The sequence below is a fragment of the Pseudomonas sp. Tav-5-1A genome, from assembly GCF_055755055.1.
The window spans coordinates 1,630,073-1,648,664 of sequence record NZ_CM146901.1 but is presented as its reverse complement, the minus strand read 5'-3'; the positions used below and the strand labels follow the sequence as shown (position 1 = coordinate 1,648,664).

Below are 18,592 nucleotides of genomic sequence, written 5' to 3'. Positions count from 1 at the left end.
CGAATTCAAAGACGGCCTAATATGCGTGATCAATTGTCCCCACGTCGAATCAGCATGAAGCATCTACTGCCCAGCTCCGCCCTTGCACTGTGCATCGGCCTCGGCGCTCTGTCGATGTCCGCCCGCACCTTCGCAGCCAATAGCTGGGATAACCTTCAGCCTGACCGTGACGAGGTGATCGCCAGCCTCAACATCGTCGAGCTGCTCAAGCGCCATCACTACAGCAAGCCGCCGCTGGACGACAAGCGTTCGGTGATCATCTACGACAGCTACCTCAAGCTGCTGGATCCCTCGCGCAGCTACTTCCTGGCCAGCGACATCACCGAGTTCGACAAGTGGAAGACGCAGTTCGACGACTTCCTCAAGAGCGGTGACCTGGACCCCGGCTTCACCATCTACAAGCGCTACCTTGACCGGGTGAAATCGCGCCTGGACTTCGCCCTGGCCGAACTGGGCAAAGGCGTCGACAAGATGGACTTCACCGGCCACGAGACCCTGGCCGTGGACCGCAAGGACGCCCCGTGGATCACCACCGAGGCGGACCTGGACAACCTGTGGCGCAAGCGCGTGATGGACGAAGTCCTGCGCATGAAGATCGCCGGCAAGGACAACAAGCAGATCCAGGACACCCTGACCAAGCGCTACAAGAACCAGCTGGCGCGCCTGGACCAGACCCGCAGCGAGGACATCTTCCAGGCGTACATCAACACCTTCGCCCAGTCGTATGACCCGCACACCAACTACCTGTCGCCCGACAGCGCGGAAAACTTCGATATCAACATGAGCCTGTCGCTCGAAGGTATCGGCGCCGTGCTGCAAAGCGACAACGACCAGGTCAAGGTAGTGCGCCTGGTGCCTGCCGGCCCGGCCGACAAGACCAAGCAGATCGCCCCGTCCGACAAGATCATCGGCGTCGCCCAGGGCGACAAGGAAATGGTCGACGTGGTGGGCTGGCGCCTCGACGAAGTGGTCAAGCTGATCCGCGGCGCCAAGGGCTCCGTGGTGCGCCTGGAAGTGATCCCCCACACCAATGCGCCGAACGACCAGACCAGCAAGATCGTTTCCATCACCCGTGAAGCGGTGAAACTCGAAGAGCAGGCGGCGAAGAAATCCATCCTGCACCTCACCGAGAACGGCAAGGAATACAAGCTGGGCGTCATCGACATCCCGGCCTTCTACCTCGACTTCAAGGCCTTCCGCGCCGGCGACCCGGACTACAAGTCCACCACCCGCGACGTGAAGAAATTGCTGACCGAGCTGCAGAAAGAGAACGTCGACGGCGTGGTCATCGACCTGCGCAACAACGGCGGCGGCTCGCTGCAGGAAGCCACCGAACTGACCAGCCTGTTCATCGAGAAAGGCCCGACGGTGCTGGTGCGTAATGCCGACGGCCGTGTCGACGTGCTGGAAGACGAGAACCCGGGCGCCTTCTACAAAGGCCCGATGGCCTTGCTGGTGAACCGCCTGTCGGCTTCGGCCTCGGAGATCTTCGCCGGCGCCATGCAGGACTACCACCGTGCGTTGATCGTCGGCGGCCAGACCTTCGGCAAGGGCACCGTGCAGACCATCCAGCCGCTGAACCATGGCGAACTGAAGCTGACCCTGGCCAAGTTCTACCGTGTTTCCGGCCAGAGCACCCAGCACCAGGGCGTACTGCCTGACGTGGCCTTCCCGTCGATCATCGACACCAAGGAAATTGGCGAGAGCGCCCTGCCCGAGGCCATGCCGTGGGACACCATCCGTCCTTCGATCAAGCCTGCGGTCGACCCGTTCAAGCCGTTCATTGCACAGCTGAAAGCTGACCACGACGCGCGCACCGACAAGGACGCCGAGTTCATCTACATTCGCGACCGCCTGGCGCTGGCCGAGAAGCTGATGAGTGAGAAGACCGTCAGCCTCAACGAAGCCGACCGCCGTGCCCAGCACGCCGACATCGAAGCCAAGCAGCTGGCGCTGGAAAACGCCCGTCGCAAGGCCAAGGGCGAGGCACCGCTGAAGGAAATGAAGAAGGAAGACGAGGACGCCCTGGCGGCCGAGCCGGACAAGACCAAGCCTGAGGACGACGCCTACCTGGCCGAGACCGGTCGCATCCTGCTGGACTACCTGAAGCTGAACTCGACGGTTGCCAAGCATTGATGAAATGATGGCCAATTGTCATCAAATGGTCATCCAGCTGTCGTGAAATAAGGGGCTGGGCACTGTAAGAGGTGCCCAGCCTTTTTTGTGGGAGCTGGCTCGCCAGCGAGCTTTTAATTGCCCCCTCAAAAGCTCGCTGGCAAGCCAGCTCCCACAAGGTTGCAATATTCATGACCATCACCGAACAGCTGGGCGCATTGGCCACCATCCTGGCCCAGGGCAACCTGCACACCCTGTTCCAGCCCATCGTCTCGCTGTCGGAGCGGCGTATCCTGGGGTATGAGGCGCTCAGCCGCGGGCCGTCGAACAGCGCCCTGCACTCGCCCATCAACCTGTTCGCCGTGGCGCGCCAGGCCGGGCGCCTCAGCGAGCTGGAGATCGCCTGCCGGGAAACCGCCTGCCGGCGCTTCAGCGAGCAGAAGCTGGCGGGCAAGCTGTTCCTCAACGTGTCGCCCGAGTCGCTGCTCGAACCCAGCCACCAGCCAGGCATGACCCTCAAGCTGCTGCAGGCCCACGGCATCCCGCCCAGCGACGTGGTCATCGAGCTGACCGAGCAGACCCCCACCGACGATTTCCAGCTGCTGTACAACGCCCTGCACCACTACCGCGCCATGGGCTTTTCGATTGCCCTGGACGACCTGGGCGCCGGCTATTCGAGCCTGCGCCTGTGGTCGGAACTGCGCCCCGACTACGTGAAGATCGACCGGCACTTCATCGACGGCATCCACCAGGACGCGCTCAAGCGCGAGTTCGTCGGCTCCATCCTGCAGATCGCCAAGGCTTCGCGCGCCCAGGTGATCGCCGAGGGCATCGAACTGCCCGAGGAGCTGACCGTGCTGGCGGAAATGGGCGTGGACCTGGTGCAGGGCTACCTGCTGGCCCGCCCTCAGGAACATCCGCCCCACGACGCGCGGGTGCTGTTGCCGAAGCTGGACAGCAACCTGATGCCCCTGGCCGATGAAGGCAGCGACCTCAGTGCGCTGCTGATCGAACAGCTGGCGGTGCAGCAGGACATGCCCACCGCCGCGGTGCTGGAGGCGTTTCGCAGCCAGGCCAACCTCAACAGCCTGGCGGTGCTGGACGCCCAGCAGCAGCCCTGCGGCATCGTCCACCGGCACTCGTTGTCCGAGGCGCTGCTCAAGCCCTACGCCACCGAACTGTTCGCGCGCAAGCCCATCAGCCGGCTGATGAGCGAGGACTTCCTGGCGGTGGAGGTCAGCCAGTCGCTGCAGCAGGTCAGCCGCCTGCTCACCAGCCGCGCCCGGCAACGCATGGAAGAAGATTTCATCATAACCCTGGACGGCCGCTACCTGGGCTTGGGGCGGGTGATCGACGTGCTCAAGCTGATCACCGAAATGAAGATCCAGCAGGCCCGCCACGCCAACCCGCTGACCCTGCTGCCGGGCAACGTGCCGATCCAGCAGTGCCTGACCCGGGTGCTGCAGCAAGGCCGCGAGGCGGCCATCTGCTACGTGGACATCGACAGTTTCAAGCCCTTCAACGATATCTACGGCTACGGCCGTGGCGATGAGGTGTTGCTGTGCCTGGCCCAATGCCTGAACGAGCGCGTGGACCCGGCGCGCGACTTCGTCGGGCACATAGGCGGCGATGATTTCATGTTGGTGCTGAACTCGCCTGACTGGCGCAAACGATTGAACCAGCTGCTGGAGGACTTCCAGGCCCAGTGCCGGCGTTTCTACCGCGCCGAGCACCTGGAGGAAGGCTGTTTCGTGGCCCACAACCGCCAGGGCCAACGGCAGGAGTTCGCGCTGCTGTCACTGTCCATCGGCGTGGTGCATTTGCACCCTGAAGCCTGCGCCGACCTGGATGCCAGCCTACTGGCCGAGCTGGCGTCCCAGGCCAAGCACCAGGCCAAGGTGGTGCCCGGCTACAGCATCCAGGTACTCGACACCCTCAGCCCCGAGGTGCTTCGTAGCGCGCCGCCCGCTCAGGGTCTGGCGCCAGCCCCGGGCCACCCTGGCGGTACAGCTGCGCCAACTTGAACGCCGCCAGCGGGTGACCGCCGGCCAAGGCCATTTCCCACCAGTGCACCGCGGCTACCCCATCCGGGGCGCTGCGCAAGGTGCCCGCCAGGCTGATCACGCCCATCTGGTACGCCGCCCGCGCGTCGCCGCGTTCGGCCGCCAGGCGCAGCAGGCGCTGGCCCTCGTCGCGGGCTGCCAGGCCCTTGCCACGGAACATCAGGATATGGCCGTAGAAGCCCATGGCGTTGACGTCGCCCAGGTTGGCCATGCGCGAGAATTGCCCTTCCAGCCACGCCCAGCCTTGGGGCTGGCGCACGAACCAGGGCCAGTGAAACAGTTGGCGTGCCACCCAGTAGCTGATCCGCGCGCGGAGCAGCCACAGCGTCTTGTTCACGATGTGCATTCTTCCGGGTAGCTGAATTCGAACACCCGCACCACTTCCGAGGCGTGCCAGGAGGCGGCGGCAACACCATCGGACGGCCCGGAAAAACGTCCCAGGCGCTCCACGCATTCGAAGAACCCGGTGCGCGGCAGGCGGCTGGCGCCCTGGCTGATCACCAGCGAGCTGCGCAACGGCTGCTCGGCGCGGGCGTCGATCACGGCCAGGTACTCAAGGGCAGCGGTCAGCGTCTGCATGGCCGGGCTGGGCAGTTGCAGGCGCTCAAGCAAGGCGCGGTAGGTCAGCAGGTGGCGCTGGCGGCGGGCATGGTCCAGCTCGTTCAGCAGGCCATCCCACTGCTGGCGGCTGATGCGCACGCTCACGTCGGCTCTCCCCAGCCGGGAACCCCCAGCTCCCACGCCAGGCTTCGTCGAATGGCGGCGTCGGGTTCGCGCTGGCCAGACTCGATCATGGCCAGGTAGGACGGGCTGATGCCCACGGTGCGCGCCAGCTGGTCCAGGGCCAGGCCCTTGGCTTCACGCAGTTCGCCCAGGCGCGAAAACGCCGGCGCAGCCTGCTCGGCTACCTGCGGCGCTGGCGCCTCGACGCTGGGCGCCGGGGCAACGGGTTGCCCGGCGGCGGCCAGCAACGCCTGGTATTGCTCCCACGGCAGCACGGCATATTCCGGCTTGCCATCGCGACTGATGACCTGAACACCCATTACAACCCCCTGTAGGATCACCATATGTAATCTGTAGGCATAATCCTTATGCCAAATATAGTAACAGCAGCAGGGTCGTAACGGGATTTTCTATTTCAACTTGCTTACATAGTCGGTTTTTCGCCGCTGTTGTGTTCAAGTTGCAAGGCGCGCGGGCTGGCCGGCAGGCGTTCCACCACCCGCAGCTTCTCGGGGCGCAGGCTGTCGCGCCAGGCCTTGAAGGCGGCCAGTTCCTTCTCCAGGCTGTTGACCACCCAGGCCAGCACCGCGATGTCGTCGAGCAGGCCGATGCCGGGTATCCAGTCGGGGATGGCGTCGATGGGGCTGACGAAGTACAGCAGGCCGGCGACGATCATCACCAGCGAGCGCGGGTTGATGGCGCGGTACTCGCCGCGCCAGTAGGCCAGGCACAGCTCCTGCAACAGCCGTACGTTGGCCTTCAACTCGCTGAAACGCCCTGCCGTGCCCTGGCTCTTGCGCACCACGGCGAAGATCAGGGCCGGCAGTTTGCCGCGGTTGAGCAGGCGCTCGGCCAAGGGCAGGAAACGGGCAAAACTCCAGGGTGCTTTCATCGCCCCTCCGGGGGAAACAGGGTGGCAGGGTTATCCACAGTTATTGTGGATAACCTTGTGAACAGCGGCCGTTTTAATGGCGCAAAGCCAGGTTTTTCAAGGCTTGCGCTTAGATCGGGCGTTTTTTACACACTTTGAGACGTTGAGGTAAATCGTTTGCGCCTGACACCTTCTTGAGACTGTTCAGCCATCCAGCAGGTTCAATCCTACCGTAGCCGCTGCCGTAGGCTGCGCTGGCCAGCGTGTGCCCCGTGAATCTTCAGCGAGGCAGAAGGCCAGCGCAGCCTACGGCAGCGGCTACGTTGAAAATGTGCGCGGGCAAAAAAAAACGCCCCGCAAGGCGGGGCGTTTTTGTGCGCAAGGCTGCGAATTACTTCGAAGCAGCCTTGTCGGCCTTGTCGCCATCAGCAGCGTCAGCCTTGTCGGCGTCAGCGGCGGCAGGCGCCTGGTCGGCCTTGGCCGGATCCTTGATGGCCAGCAGTTCCAGGTCGAATACCAGCACCGAGTTGGCCGGGATTTTCGGGCTTGGGCTCTGGGCACCGTAGGCCAGGTCAGCCGGGATGAACAGCTTGATCTTCTCGCCAACGTGCATCAGTTGCAGGCCTTCGACCCAACCAGGGATCACGCCACTCACTGGCAGGTCGATTGGGCTACCACGCTCGATGGAGCTGTCGAAGACGGTGCCGTCGGTCAGCTTGCCTTCGTAGTGGACAGTCACCACATCAGTCGGCTTGGGCTGTGGGCCGTCGGCTTTCTTGATGATCTGGTACTGCAGGCCGGAAGCGGTAGTGACCACGCCTTCCTTCTTGCCGTTCTCTTCGAGGAATTTCTTGCCGGTCGCTTCAGCTTCGGCGTTCATCTTGGTCATGCGCTCTTCGGCACGCTTCTGCAGCGCAGCGAAGGCTTCGACCAGTTCGTCGTCCTTGAGCTTCTGGGGTTTCTTGCCGACAGCATCTTCGATGCCTTGGGCGACGGCCTTGGAGTCCAGATCGTCCATGCCTTCCTGTGCCAGGCTCTTGCCCATGTTCAGGCCGATGCCGTAGGAAGCTTTCTGCGCCGGGGTTTTCAGTTCCACGCTGGAATGATTGTCGCAACCTGCGAGTACCAGAGTGACCAAGGCAACCGCCGCCGCCAACCGATGCTGTTTCATGCTATTTCCTTGTTCATGCGCCAAATGGGCAATCGAGTAAAGCCGCGAGCTTATCAGGCGGCCACGACCAATGGCTACCGGCATGAGAGCCGGAAAATACAGATAAGTTCAGGTGTTTAAAGGGTTTCATCTGAATGATGGCAAACCTTACCAAAATCTTACATTCAGGCTTCGCGATAACTGGCCGCCACCTCGCGCACCACATCGCACAGCCACTGCGCCGGCAGCGACAGCGCCAGCGAGGCGTTGCTGCAGATGCCCACCGAGCCGCCGGGCTCGCGCACGCCCAGGTCCAGCTCGAACAGTTCGCCCTGGCGGATGTCCAGCAGCACTGCGTCGCGCGGGGCCACCCAGATGGCGTCGCTGCTGAGCACGTAGCGGCGGCTGAGGGTCGGCGACAGGGTTTCCAGCCGTTGCGCCGCCGGCTCGATGGCGCACTGCACGAACAGGCTGTCGGCGTGCTTGCGGATGGTGGTGCCGGCCAGCGGCAGCACCAGCGGGTAGCGGTTGACCTTGCCGCGGTCGGTGGGCACCTCGCCCAGCAGCGGGTGGCCGGGGCGCACCACCAGGGTCATGGCCTCGCTGTACAGGTGCTCGAACATCAGGCCCTGGATTTGCGGGTTGTCGGTCATGCGCCCGATCACCAGGTCCAGCTCGCCCACGTGCAGCTGCGCCAGCAGGTGCGCGCCGGGGCCGGTGGCCACGCTGACCACCAGGGCGGCATGGCGCTCGTTGAGACGGCACAGCACCTCGGGCATCAACCGGCTTTCCACGGTGGACAGCACCCCCACCTTCACCTGCGGCGCCTCGTGCTGCTCGCTGCGCAAGGTGCTCACGCCGTCGCGCAGGGCCTGCACACAGGGCGCGGCGTAGCGCATGAAGCGCACGCCGGCGGGGGTCAGCTCGACGCCGCTCTTGTCGCGGTCGAACAGGCGGGTCTGCAGCAGGTCTTCCAGCTCCTTGAGGGTCTTGGAGATGGCCGGCTGGCTGATGGCAACGGCGTCGGCGGCCTTGGCGAAACTGCCCTGGCGGGCGATTTCGAGAAAGCACAGCAGGTGGCGGAATTTGATGCGGGTGTCGAGGTTCATGGCGACGATGTTACACCGCTCTTGTGGGAGCTGGCTTGCCAGCGAGCTTTGGGGGGCAACAAAAAGCTCGCTGGCAAGCCAGCTCCCACATATATCACGCGGCTATCTGGACTTCATCACCCACCAGCCGCACGGGCCAGGTACGCAAGCGCTCGCCGGGTGCTTCCAGGCAATGGCCGTCCGCCAGGGCGTAATGCTGCTTGTACAGCGGCGCCGCCACCACCAACTGGCCCTTGAGCTGGCCGACGATGCCGCGGCCGATCACGTTGGCGCCCGAGCGCGGGTCGTGGTTGTCGATGGCGTGCAGCACCTGGCCGTCCGGGGCGTCGGGCAGGTAGAACAGCGCCACCTGGGCGCCGTCCAGCCACACCACCACGCCGCTGTTGGCCACCAGGTCGCGGCGCTGGCACACCGGCCGCCAGGCCTGGGCTTGCACAGCTTGATGGGCGTTGTTCATCACAGGGCCTCCTCGGCGAGCGGGATCAGTTTCAGTTCATGGTGGGTGGCGGGCCGGCGCTGGCCGCGCTCCTTGACGAAGTGCACGCCGGGGTCGTCGCGGCGGTCGTTGACGAAGGTGCGGAAGCGCTTGAGCTTCTCCGGGTCTTTCAGGGCGTTGGCCCACTCGCATTCGTAGCGGTCGACCACGTGCTGCATCTGCGCTTCCAGCTCGGCGCCCAGGCCCAGGCTGTCCTCGATGATCACCTGTTTGAGGTAGTCCAGGCCGCCTTCCAGGCTCTCGCGCCACACCGAGGTGCGCTGCAGCTTGTCGGCGGTGCGGATGTAGAACATCAGGAAGCGGTCGATGTAGCGGATCAGCGTGGCGTCGTCCAGGTCGGTGGCGAACAGCTCGGCGTGGCGCGGGCGCATGCCGCCGTTGCCGCTGATGTACAGGTTCCAGCCCTTCTCGGTGGCGATCACGCCCACATCCTTGCTCTGCGCCTCGGCGCACTCGCGGGTGCAGCCCGACACCGCGAACTTGAGCTTGTGCGGCGAGCGCAGGCCCTTGTAGCGGTCCTCGATGAACAGCGCCATCTTCACGCTGTCCTGCACGCCGTAGCGGCACCAGGTGCTGCCCACGCAGCTTTTCACCGTGCGCGTGCTCTTGCCGTAGGCGTGGCCGGTCTCGAAGCCGGCGTCGATCAGCTCGCCCCAGATGTCGGGCAATTGGTGCAGCTGGGCGCCGAACAGGTCGATGCGCTGGCCGCCGGTGATCTTGGTGTACAGGTCGTATTTCTTCGCCACCGCGCCGATGGCGATCAGCTTGTCCGGGGTAATCTCGCCACCGGGAATGCGTGGCACCACCGAGTAGGTGCCGTTCTTCTGCATGTTGGCCATGAAGGTGTCGTTGGTGTCCTGCAGCGGCGCCAGCGACGGGTCCATGATCGGCTGGTTCCAGCACGAGGCGAGGATGTTGCCGGCGGTGGGCTTGCAGATATCGCAGCCCACGTGGCCACGGCCGTGACGGGCCAGCAGTTCCTCGAAGCTGTGAATGTCGCCTACCCGCGCCAGCGCGTAGAGCTCCTGGCGGGTGTAGGCGAAGTGCTCGCACAGGCTCTTGTCCACAGCCACGCCGCGGGCGATCAGCTCGTGCTCGAACACCTGCTTGAGCAGCGCCGCACAGCCGCCGCAACCGGTGCAAGCCTTGGTCTGCGCCTTCAGGCTGGGCAGGTCGCCGCAGCCGCTGTCGATGGCCGCGCACACCGCGCCCTTGGTCACGTTGTGGCAGGAACACAGGGTGGCGCTGTCGGGCAGGGCATCGGCGCCCAGGGCCGGGGCGCCGTCGCTCAGGGGCAGGATCAGGCTGGACGGATCCTTGGGCAGGGCGATGCCGTTCTGCACGTACTGCAGCAGCGTGTCGTAGTAGCTGTTGTCGCCCACCAGCACGGCGCCAATGACCTTGCTGCCGCACGGCGACACCACCAGGCGCCGGTAGCTGGCGTTGGCCTCGTCGATGAAGCGGTAGCTTTTCGCACCCGGCGTGGCGGCGTGGGCGTCGCCGATGGAGCCCACGTCCACGCCCAGCAGCTTGAGCTTGGTGGACATGTCGGCACCGCCGAAGGTGGCCTCGCCCTGCCCCGCCAGCAGCGCCGCGACGTTGCGCGCCATGCTGTAGCCGGGCGCCACCAGGCCGAACACGCTGCCGTTCCAGGACGCGCATTCGCCGATGGCGAAGATCGCCGGGTCGCTGGTGCGGCAGTGCGCGTCCACCACCACGCCGCCACGCGTGGCAACGTCAAGGCCGGCGCTGCGCCCGAGGGCGTCCTGGGGGCGGATGCCGGCAGAGAACACCACCAGGTCGGTTTCCAGGAACTCGCCACCGTCGAAGTTCATGCGGTAGCGATAGGCCTCGCCGGCGACGATGGCCTGGGTGGCACGCGACACATGCACGCCTACCCCCAGGGCCTCGATCTGCGCGCGCAGCGCGGCGCCGCCGTCGCTGTCCAGTTGCACCGGCATCAGCCGCGGGGCGAACTCCACCACGTGGGCTTCCAGGCCCAGGGACTTCAGCGCGTTGGCCGCCTCCAGGCCCAGCAGGCCGCCCCCCACCACCGCGCCACGGCGGGCAGTGCTGGCGGCCTGGCGGATGGCGTCGAGGTCGTCGAGGGTGCGGTACACCAGCCGCGCGTCGCCTTCGGAGCCGGCAATGGGCGGCACGAACGGGTAGGAACCGGTGGCCAGCACCAGTTGGTCGTAGGCATAGCGGCCTTGGGCGGTGACCACCTGGCGGTTGGCCCGGTCGATCTCCAGCACCGCTTCGTCCAGGTGCAGCTGCACGCCGTGGTCGGCGTACAGGGTGGCATCGCCCAGGGCCAGCGCCTCGGCGTCCTTGCCGCCGAAGTACTCGGACAGGTGCACGCGGTCGTAGGCGCGCTGGCGCTCTTCGCCGAACACCCGCACCTGGAACTGCGCCAGGACCCCGCGCTCAATCAGTTGCTCGACACAGTGGTGGCCGACCATGCCGTTGCCGACGATGATCAGTTGCGGGCGCGGCTTGAGCGTCATGAATGCGTTCATGCAGGTTTTCCTCGAACAAAAAAAAGACGCCTGGAGCCGTTAAGCTCCAGGCGCCTTTGCCTGGTATCTGTGTGGGGTGCCCCTGGGTGCGATCGCCGTTGAACGCGGGTGGGCTGATAGTCTCGAAGCAGGTTGCATGCCAACACGGGATTTACCCGTAGCCGCTGCCGCCAGGCTGCGCTGGCCCTTGCGTCCACCCACAAAATCCTGGTGGCAATACCGGCCAGCGCAGCCTGGCGGCAGCGGCTACGGGGCCAGGTTGGTGCGAAAACCTGCGCTGTGCCTCGTTTCAGTACACATCGCGCAGGTAGCGCTTGGCCTTGCTCATCTGCGCCACGTACGCCTCGGCGTCCACGCCGCCATGCTCGGCGATCACCGCCTTCAGCGCCGTGTCGACGTCCTTGGCCATGCGGCTGGCGTCGCCGCACACGTAGAAGTGCGCGCCCTGCTGCAGCCACGCCCACAACTGCGCGCCCTGCTCCAGCATGCGCTGCTGCACGTAGACCTTCTGCGCCTGGTCGCGGGAAAAAGCCGTGTCCAGGCGTTGCAGGTGGCCCTGCTGCAACCAGCGCTCCAGCTCGTCGTGGTAGTAGAAATCGGTGGCCTGGCGCTGCTCGCCGAACAGCAGCCAATTGGGGCCGCTGGCGCCACTGGCCTGGCGCTCCTGCAAGAAGGCGCGGAACGGCGCGACGCCGGTGCCGGGGCCGACCATGATCATCGGCGCGGCGGGGTCGGCGGGCACTTTGAAGTGTTTGGACGGCTGCACGAAAATCGACACCAGGCCGTTGCTGGCGCGGTCGGCGAGGAACGCCGAGCACACGCCGCTGCGTGCGCGGTCGTTGTGGCGGTAGCGCACGGTGGACACCGTGAGGTGCACCTCGTTGGGCGTGGCCTGGGCGCTGGAGCTGATGGAGTACAGCCGTGGTTGCAGCGGTTTAAGCAGGCCCAGCAATTCATCGGTACTGACTTCGGTGGGGAATTCGTCCAGCAGGTCGAGCAGCTGCCGGCCCCATAGCCACTGGTTCAAGCCTTCCTTGTTATCCGCCGCCAGCAACTCGGCCAGCCGCGGGCTGCCGCTGCGCTCGGCCACCAGCGCCAACCAGGCGGGGGTGATGCGGGTGATCTCGTAATGTTTGTGCAGCGCCTGGGCCAGGGCCATCTCGCCCTGGTCGGGCACCTGCACGTGCTGGCTGCTGTCCAGGCCCAGGGCGGCGAGCAGTTCCTCCACCAGGGTCAGGCAGTTGGTGGGCCACACGCCCAGGGCGTCGCCGGCCTGGTACTGCAGGCCGGTGTCGCTCAGGTCGAAGACGATCTGCCGGGTTTCCTTCTCCGCGCCCGTCGCGTTGAGCAGGCGGTTGTGCTTGATGCGCACCTGGCAGGGGCGCTGGCGGCTGTAGCCGCTGTAGTCCCTGGCCACCGCAGGCCGGACTGGCGCAGTGCCCGTCAGCGCCAGGTTGATCTGGCCCAGCCACTGCTCGGCCAGTTCCTGGTAGTTGGGCTCGCAGTCCATGCGCGGCACCAGCGCGGTGGCACCCAGGTGTTGCAGGCGGGCATCGAGTTTGCGACCGAAGCCGCAAAACTGCTCGTAGCTGCTGTCGCCCAAGGCCAGGACCGAATAGCGCACCCCGGCCAACTGCTCGGCGCCCCCCTCCTGCAATGCGGCCCATAGCCCACTGCCGTTGTCCGGCGCGTCACCGTCGCCAAAGGTACTAGTGATCAACAGCACGCTGCGCGCCTGGCGCAATTGCGGCAGGCTGACTTCGTCCATGCAGTTGACCTGCACCTGCAGGCCCGCCCCCCGCAACTGCTCACCGCAGAGGCTGGCCAAGGCCTCGGCGTTGCCGGTCTGGGAGGCCCACAGCACCCACTGCTCGGGCACCACCGCGTCAGGCTGGCAAGCATCGGCTTCGACCGTGGGTATCAAGGCACCGCTGACCCGGCTCAGGGTCACGGCGCTGAACTTGAACTCCGGCTGCCACGACACCGGGTCGACGGCGTCGCTGGTCATGGCGTTGACGGCCAGGTCGTCGCCGTACAGATCATTCCAGTGGAACGGCGCGAACAGGTTGCCCGGCAGCACCCGGTCGCTGACCCGCGCTGGCAGCACCGCGTGGCCGCGGCGGGTTTGCAGGCGCACCTGGTCGCGCTCGGCGATGCCCAGGCGCGCGGCGTCCTCGGGGTGCACCTCAACGAAGGGCCCGGGGTTGAGCTTATTCAGGCTGGCGACCTTGCCGGTCTTGGTCAGGGTGTGCCATTGGTGCTGCACGCGGCCGGTGTTGAGCACCAGCGGGAAGTCATCGTCGGGCAGCTCGGCGGGGGCCATGTGCGGCCGGGCAAAGAAGCGCGCGCGGCCGTCGTCGCTAGGAAAGCGCGGGCCGTCGGGCGTGACGTAGCGCACCGGGTTGCGGTCGTCGCCGCGGCCAGGCTCGCACGGCCATTGCAGCGGCGTCTGGCGCAGGCGCGGGTAATCGGCGCCGCGCACGTCGTAACCGGTGTCGGGGTTGTGGAAGCCCTTGATCTCTTCGAAAACGGCTTCGGCGCTGGGGTAACTGAACGCGGCCTCAAAGCCCATTTCACAGGCCACTCGGGCGATGATCTGCCAGTCGGGCAAGGTCTCGCCGGGCGCGTCCACGGCCTTTTGCATCAGCGTGAGATTGCGCTCGGAATTGATCATTACGCCTTCGGCCTCGGCCCACAGGGCGCCGGGTAGCAGGATGTCGGCGTAGCGGTTGGTTTCGGTGTCGAGGAAGGCGTCCTGGGTGATCACCAGTTCGGCGGCTTGCAGGGCGTCGATCACCCGCTGGCGGTTGGGCACGCTGGCCACCGGGTTGGTGCAGATGATCCAGCAGGCCTTGATGGCGCCGTTGCGCAGCTGTTCGAACATATCGATGGTACCGGCGCCGGTGTCGCTGCGCAGGGTGCCCGGCGGTAACTGCCACTGTTGCTCGACGAAGGCGCGGTCGCGTGCCACCAGCAGCGAGCGCTGCCCGGGCAAGCCCGGGCCCATGTAGCCCATCTCGCGGCCGCCCATGGCATTGGGCTGGCCGGTCAGCGAGAACGGCCCGCTGCCGGGGCGGCAAATGGCGCCGGTGGCCAGGTGCAGGTTGCACAGGGCGTTGGTGTTCCAGGTGCCGTGGGTGCTCTGGTTGAGGCCCATGGTCCAGCAACTCATCCAGTTGGGTGCCTCGCCGATCCAGTCGGCGGCCTTGCGGATATCCGCTTCTGCAAGGCCAGTGAGCTGCGCCACGTTAGCCGGGGTGTAGTCGGCGAGAAATTCGGGGAGTGCCTCCCAGCCCTGGGTGTGACGGGCGATGAAGGCCTGGTCGACCTTGCCGTTGTGCAGCAGCAGGTGCAGCAGGCCGTTGAGCAAAGCCAGGTCTGTGCCGGGGCGGATCTGCAGGAACAGGTCGGCCTTGTCGGCGGTGGCACTGCGCCGCGGGTCGACGACGATCAGCCGGGCGCCGGCCTTGACCCGGTCCAGCAGGCGCAAAAACAGAATGGGATGACAATCGGCCATGTTCGCGCCGCTGACGAAAAACAGGTCGGCCTGGTCGAAATCCTGGTAGGAACCCGGCGGCCCGTCGGCCCCCAGCGACTGCTTGTAGCCGCTGCTGGCGCTGGCCATGCACAGCCGCGAGTTGGACTCGATGTGGCGGGTGCGAATGAACCCCTTGGCCAGCTTGTTGGCCAGGTACTGCGCTTCCAGCGACATCTGCCCGCTGACATAGAAGGCCACGGCGTCCGGCCCATGGGCGTCGATCAGCGCGCGCAGGCGCCGGGCGGTGGCGCTGATGGCCTGGGCCATGGGCGTGCGCGCCGGGTCGCGGGCCCGCTCGCTACGCACGTAGGCGTGTTCCATGCGGCCGCTGTCGGCCAGCGGCTGGTGGCAGCTGCTGCCCTTGGTGCACAGCCGGCCAAAATTGGTGGGGTGGGCCTTGTCGCCGGCCACCTTGGTCACGCGGTTAGCGCTGACGCTCATGATGATGCCGCAGCCAACACCGCAATAGGGGCACACACTGCGAACCGTGGTACTGCTCATGGGCCTGCCTCGACCTGGAAAAACAAAAAGGCGCCGGCTGCCCCACGCTCTACTGAGCGGGGGCAACACGGCGCCTTTGTCGTGATGGGTGCAATCGACGTTGACTGCGGATGATGGAGGCAGTGCAAAGGCCGCGCCAGAACGCCGAGGCCGCGTTTTCACCAGGGTTATCCCAGCCCCGGGCCGCGTTCGGTGCACCTGCATGCAGCACACGCACCAAAACAAAGCCGCCTTTGTGGGAGCTGGCTTGCCGGCGAGCTTTCAGGGGCCTCAACAGCTCGCTGGCAAGCCAGCTCCCACAGGATACAAAGTAGTACATAAAACAGGGGAATAGCCACTTGCCACTGTATATATAATCAGGCATAAAAGGGGACTGTTTCCCTGATATGGATGTCTGCCGTGCGTTTCGTCTCCCGCGCCCTGCTGGTGCTATTGTTTGGCCTTTTCGTCGTGTTGGCGGTGGTGCTGTACTACACCGCGCGCCCCAACCTGCCCCGCTACGAGCCGGCGCAGACCCTGCGCTACCTGGACCAGTGGAGCGCGGCCGACCGCCAGCTGTACTACTTCACGCCCCAGGGCACCCAGGTCAAGGGCCTGCATTACGACTGGTTCACCAACCTGGAATTGCCGTTCTCCCAGGACCGCTTCGCCGCCCCCGAGTACCTGGCGCGCTTCGGCTTCCTCACCGAGCCGCACCAGCAGGCCAGCGCCGCCAACCCCGGCAACCTGCCGGTAGGCTTTGCCCGCCACCGCAACGACGGTGACAACGCCGAGTACCTGGACATCACCTGCGCCGCCTGCCACACCGGCGAGCTGCGCCTGAACGGCCAGGCCGTGCGCATCGACGGCGGCACCGCCCAGCACGTGCTGCCTTCCAGCGTACCGACGCTCAAGGGCGGCAGTTTTGGCCAGGCGCTGGTGTCGAGCCTGGCGGCCACCTACTACATCCCGTGGAAGTGGAGCCGCTTCGCCCACCGCGTGCTCGGCGAGCGCTATGACAGCGACCGCGACCTACTGCGCAAGCAGTTCAAGGCCTCGCTGGACACCTTCGCCCACACCGCCTGGAACGACTGGCACCGCAACCTCTACCCCACCCAGGAAGGCCCCGGCCGCACCGACGCCTTCGGGCGCATCGCCAACGCCACCTTCGGCGACGCCATCTCGCCCGCCAACTACCGGGTGGCCAACGCCCCGGTGGACTACCCGCAGCTGTGGGACATCTGGACCTTCGACTGGGTGCAGTGGACCGGCTCGGCGCAGCAGCCCATGGCCCGCAACGTCGGTGAATCCCTGGGCGTGGGCGCCACCCTGAAGTTCTTCGACGAGCACGGCCAGCCGCTGACCGGCGACGACCGCTACGCCTCCAGCGTGCGGGTCAAGGACCTGTACAGCATCGAAACCGCACTGCAGCACCTCAAGGCGCCAGCCTGGCCCGAAGACATCCTCGGCAAGGTCGACCTGCAGAAGGCTGCAGCGGGCCACGCCTTGTTCACCGACAACTGCGCGGGTTGCCACGTGCCGCCCACTGACAAGAGCAGCGGGCGCCCGGTGCGCCAGATGGTGCTGGTACCCACGCAAACCATCGGCACCGACCCCACCGCCGCCAACAATATCGCCACCTACCGCTACGACGTCAGCAGCCTGAAGTGGACGCCCGAAGACCTCAAGGGCCTGAACGTGACCCTCCAGCCCGACCCCGGCCCGCTGGATCTGACCAAGGTCTCGGTGGCCCAGGGCCTGGCGTACGTCACCGCGTTCGTGGAGCGGCACGCCTACAAGGCCGCCGGCATCAGTGAAGCCGACCAGGCCCGCTACAACGGCTTCGGCCTGCCGATCGGCGTGCTGGAAGTGCTGGCCTATAAAGCTCGCCCCCTGGCCGGCGTGTGGGCCACCCCACCGTTCCTGCACAACGGCTCGGTGCCCAGCGTGTACCAGCTGCTGTCGCCCCAGGATGAACGCCAGCGCACCTTCTACCGTGGCAGCCTGGAATACGACCCGGCCAACCTGGGCTACCACACCGCGCGCTTCGACGGCGCCTTCCTGTACGACACCGCCATCACCGGCAACCACAACAGCGGCCACGAATTCCGCGACGGCCCGCGTGAGCGTGGCGTGATCGGCCGCTACCTGGCCCCGGAAGAACGCCGCGCACTGATCGAATACCTGAAAGTTCTGGGCGGCCCGCTCGAGGAAAAATTGCCATGATGTTCAGCGACTCGTCCCGCCTGCCGGGCTTCTTCGGCCGCCTGTGGCTGCGCCTGGGCCGCGGCCTGTTCAAGCTGGCGCTGTGGCTGCTGGTGCTTGGCGCCCTGGGCATTGCCATCGGCTACGGCTACTACGCGTGGAAGTTCTCTGGCCCCGTGCCGGCCGAGGAACAGGTGCCGCCCGGCGAGGCGGCCATGACCCAGGACATCATCCAGACCGCCATTCGCATCGTCGACCAGCACCGCGAGCCCACTCGCTACCTGCGTGACGCCCACGCCAAGGCCCACGGTTGCGTGACCGCCGAAGTCAGCGTGCCGCAGAACCTGCCGGCCGACCTGCGCCAGGGCGTGTTCGCCCAGCCGGGCAAGGTCTGGCAGGCCTGGATGCGCCTGTCCAACGGCAACGCCTACCCGCAGTTCGACCAGCTGCAGGACGCCCGCGGCATGGCCATCAAGCTGCTCGACGTACCCGGCCAGCAACTGATGGCCGACCAGGCGGGCAAGCACGAGCAGGACTTCGTGATGTTCAACCACGCTAACTTCTTCGTCAGCGACGTGGCCGAATACCGGCAGAACATCGGCGCCCAGGCCGACGGCAAGCAGGTGCTGGCCTTCTTCCCCAGCTGGGACCCGCGCAGCTGGCGGCTGCGCCACCTGCTGATCGCCAAGGCCACCCTGGCCGACGCGCCCGCCAGCCCTACCCTGGCCACCTACTACTCGGTGTCGCCGTACAAGTTCGGCAGCGCCAACGCCAAGTTCCGCGTGGTGCCCGACCCCGGCAGTTGCCCGCCCTACACCGTGGCGAAGCAGAACCAGGACCTGCCCAACTTCCTGCGCACCGCCCTGCACCAGCAGCTGACCACCGACCAGCAGCCGGCGTGCTTCATGCTGCAGATCCAGCGCCAGGATGCGCGCAAGTACATGCCCATCGAGGACACCAGCGTGCAATGGAAGGAAAGCGACGCGCCGTTCCAGACCGTGGCCATGATCCGCGTGCCACCCCAGGACTTCGACACCCCGGCGCAGAACCTGATGTGCGACAACCTCTCGTTCAACCCCTGGCACGGTATCGAGGCCCACCGCCCCATCGGCGGCATCAACCGCCTGCGCAAGGCCGTATACGAAGCCGTCAGCGACTACCGCCACGCGCGCAATGCGGCGCTGAACCCGACCCCGTAAAAACTGCCGCACGAAGGCGCCTGTGGGAGCTGGCTTGCCAGCGAGTTGTTGATGGCCGAAAAACTCGCTGGCAAGCCAGCTCCCACATGGACAGTGGTTGCTACGGGTATCAGGTTTTGCGCAC

The 18,592-nt window shown here is 65.9% G+C and carries 13 protein-coding genes; 4 read left to right on the top strand and 9 right to left on the bottom strand.

All coding sequences use genetic code 11. The annotated features are described in order from the left end of the window. Positions 1-54 precede the first annotated feature (54 nt). Both AC0J42_RS07425 and AC0J42_RS07420 read left to right on the top strand, forming a co-directional pair. Positions 55-2,136: a carboxy terminal-processing peptidase gene (locus AC0J42_RS07425; RefSeq protein WP_416422976.1), complete on the top strand. Its 2,082-nt coding sequence runs from the start codon at positions 55-57 to the stop codon at positions 2,134-2,136. Between the two features lie 170 nt (positions 2,137-2,306). After that, positions 2,307-4,139, top strand: coding sequence for a bifunctional diguanylate cyclase/phosphodiesterase (locus tag AC0J42_RS07420; protein WP_473005658.1), 1,833 nt, complete (start codon positions 2,307-2,309; stop codon positions 4,137-4,139). On the opposite strand, the gene AC0J42_RS07415 is transcribed toward AC0J42_RS07420, so the two are convergent. The 9 genes from AC0J42_RS07415 to AC0J42_RS07375 form a co-directional block, all read right to left on the bottom strand. Then, complete coding sequence (locus AC0J42_RS07415; protein WP_416427551.1) at positions 4,051-4,518, bottom strand: tetratricopeptide repeat protein; 468 nt, start codon at positions 4,516-4,518, stop codon at positions 4,051-4,053. The genes AC0J42_RS07420 and AC0J42_RS07415 overlap by 89 nt on opposite strands. Next, the gene (locus AC0J42_RS07410) at positions 4,512-4,883 is read right to left on the bottom strand and encodes a hypothetical protein (protein WP_416422974.1); all 372 of its coding nucleotides are present in this window, start codon (positions 4,881-4,883) and stop codon (positions 4,512-4,514) included. The genes AC0J42_RS07415 and AC0J42_RS07410 overlap by 7 nt, the downstream gene beginning before the upstream one ends. After that, positions 4,880-5,221 carry a helix-turn-helix domain-containing protein gene (locus AC0J42_RS07405; RefSeq protein WP_416422973.1) on the bottom strand — a complete coding sequence of 114 codons (342 nt, stop codon included), beginning with the start codon at positions 5,219-5,221 and terminating at the stop codon, positions 4,880-4,882. Before AC0J42_RS07405 ends, AC0J42_RS07410 begins: the two co-directional genes overlap by 4 nt. 104 nt (positions 5,222-5,325) lie before the next feature. After that, positions 5,326-5,793, bottom strand: coding sequence for a YkvA family protein (locus AC0J42_RS07400; protein ID WP_473005657.1), 468 nt, complete (start codon positions 5,791-5,793; stop codon positions 5,326-5,328). 370 nt (positions 5,794-6,163) lie between these two features. Beyond that, positions 6,164-6,943, bottom strand: a complete 780-nt coding sequence (locus tag AC0J42_RS07395) for an FKBP-type peptidyl-prolyl cis-trans isomerase (RefSeq protein WP_416422971.1) — start codon at positions 6,941-6,943, stop codon at positions 6,164-6,166. Between the two features lie 164 nt (positions 6,944-7,107). After that, positions 7,108-8,031 carry a pca operon transcription factor PcaQ gene (gene pcaQ / locus AC0J42_RS07390; protein ID WP_416422970.1) on the bottom strand — a complete coding sequence of 308 codons (924 nt, stop codon included), beginning with the start codon at positions 8,029-8,031 and terminating at the stop codon, positions 7,108-7,110. A gap of 94 nt (positions 8,032-8,125) precedes the next feature. Next, positions 8,126-8,488: a nitrite reductase small subunit NirD gene (gene nirD / locus AC0J42_RS07385; protein ID WP_473005656.1), complete on the bottom strand. Its 363-nt coding sequence runs from the start codon at positions 8,486-8,488 to the stop codon at positions 8,126-8,128. Next, entirely contained in the window at positions 8,488-11,046 is a 2,559-nt protein-coding gene (nirB, locus tag AC0J42_RS07380; protein ID WP_473005655.1) for a nitrite reductase large subunit NirB, read from the bottom strand. Before nirB ends, nirD begins: the two co-directional genes overlap by 1 nt. A gap of 289 nt (positions 11,047-11,335) precedes the next feature. Beyond that, complete coding sequence (locus AC0J42_RS07375) at positions 11,336-15,085, bottom strand: sulfite reductase subunit alpha (RefSeq protein WP_473005654.1); 3,750 nt, start codon at positions 15,083-15,085, stop codon at positions 11,336-11,338. A 399-nt stretch (positions 15,086-15,484) separates the two neighbouring features. On the opposite strand from AC0J42_RS07375, the gene AC0J42_RS07370 reads away from it, so the two are divergent. Next, a complete protein-coding gene (locus AC0J42_RS07370) occupies positions 15,485-17,290 on the top strand; it encodes a di-heme-cytochrome C peroxidase (protein ID WP_473005653.1) in 1,806 nt (601 codons plus the stop codon). Beyond that, complete coding sequence (locus AC0J42_RS07365) at positions 17,287-18,468, top strand: catalase family protein (protein WP_473005652.1); 1,182 nt, start codon at positions 17,287-17,289, stop codon at positions 18,466-18,468. The genes AC0J42_RS07370 and AC0J42_RS07365 overlap by 4 nt, the downstream gene beginning before the upstream one ends. Positions 18,469-18,592: the final 124 nt, after the last annotated feature.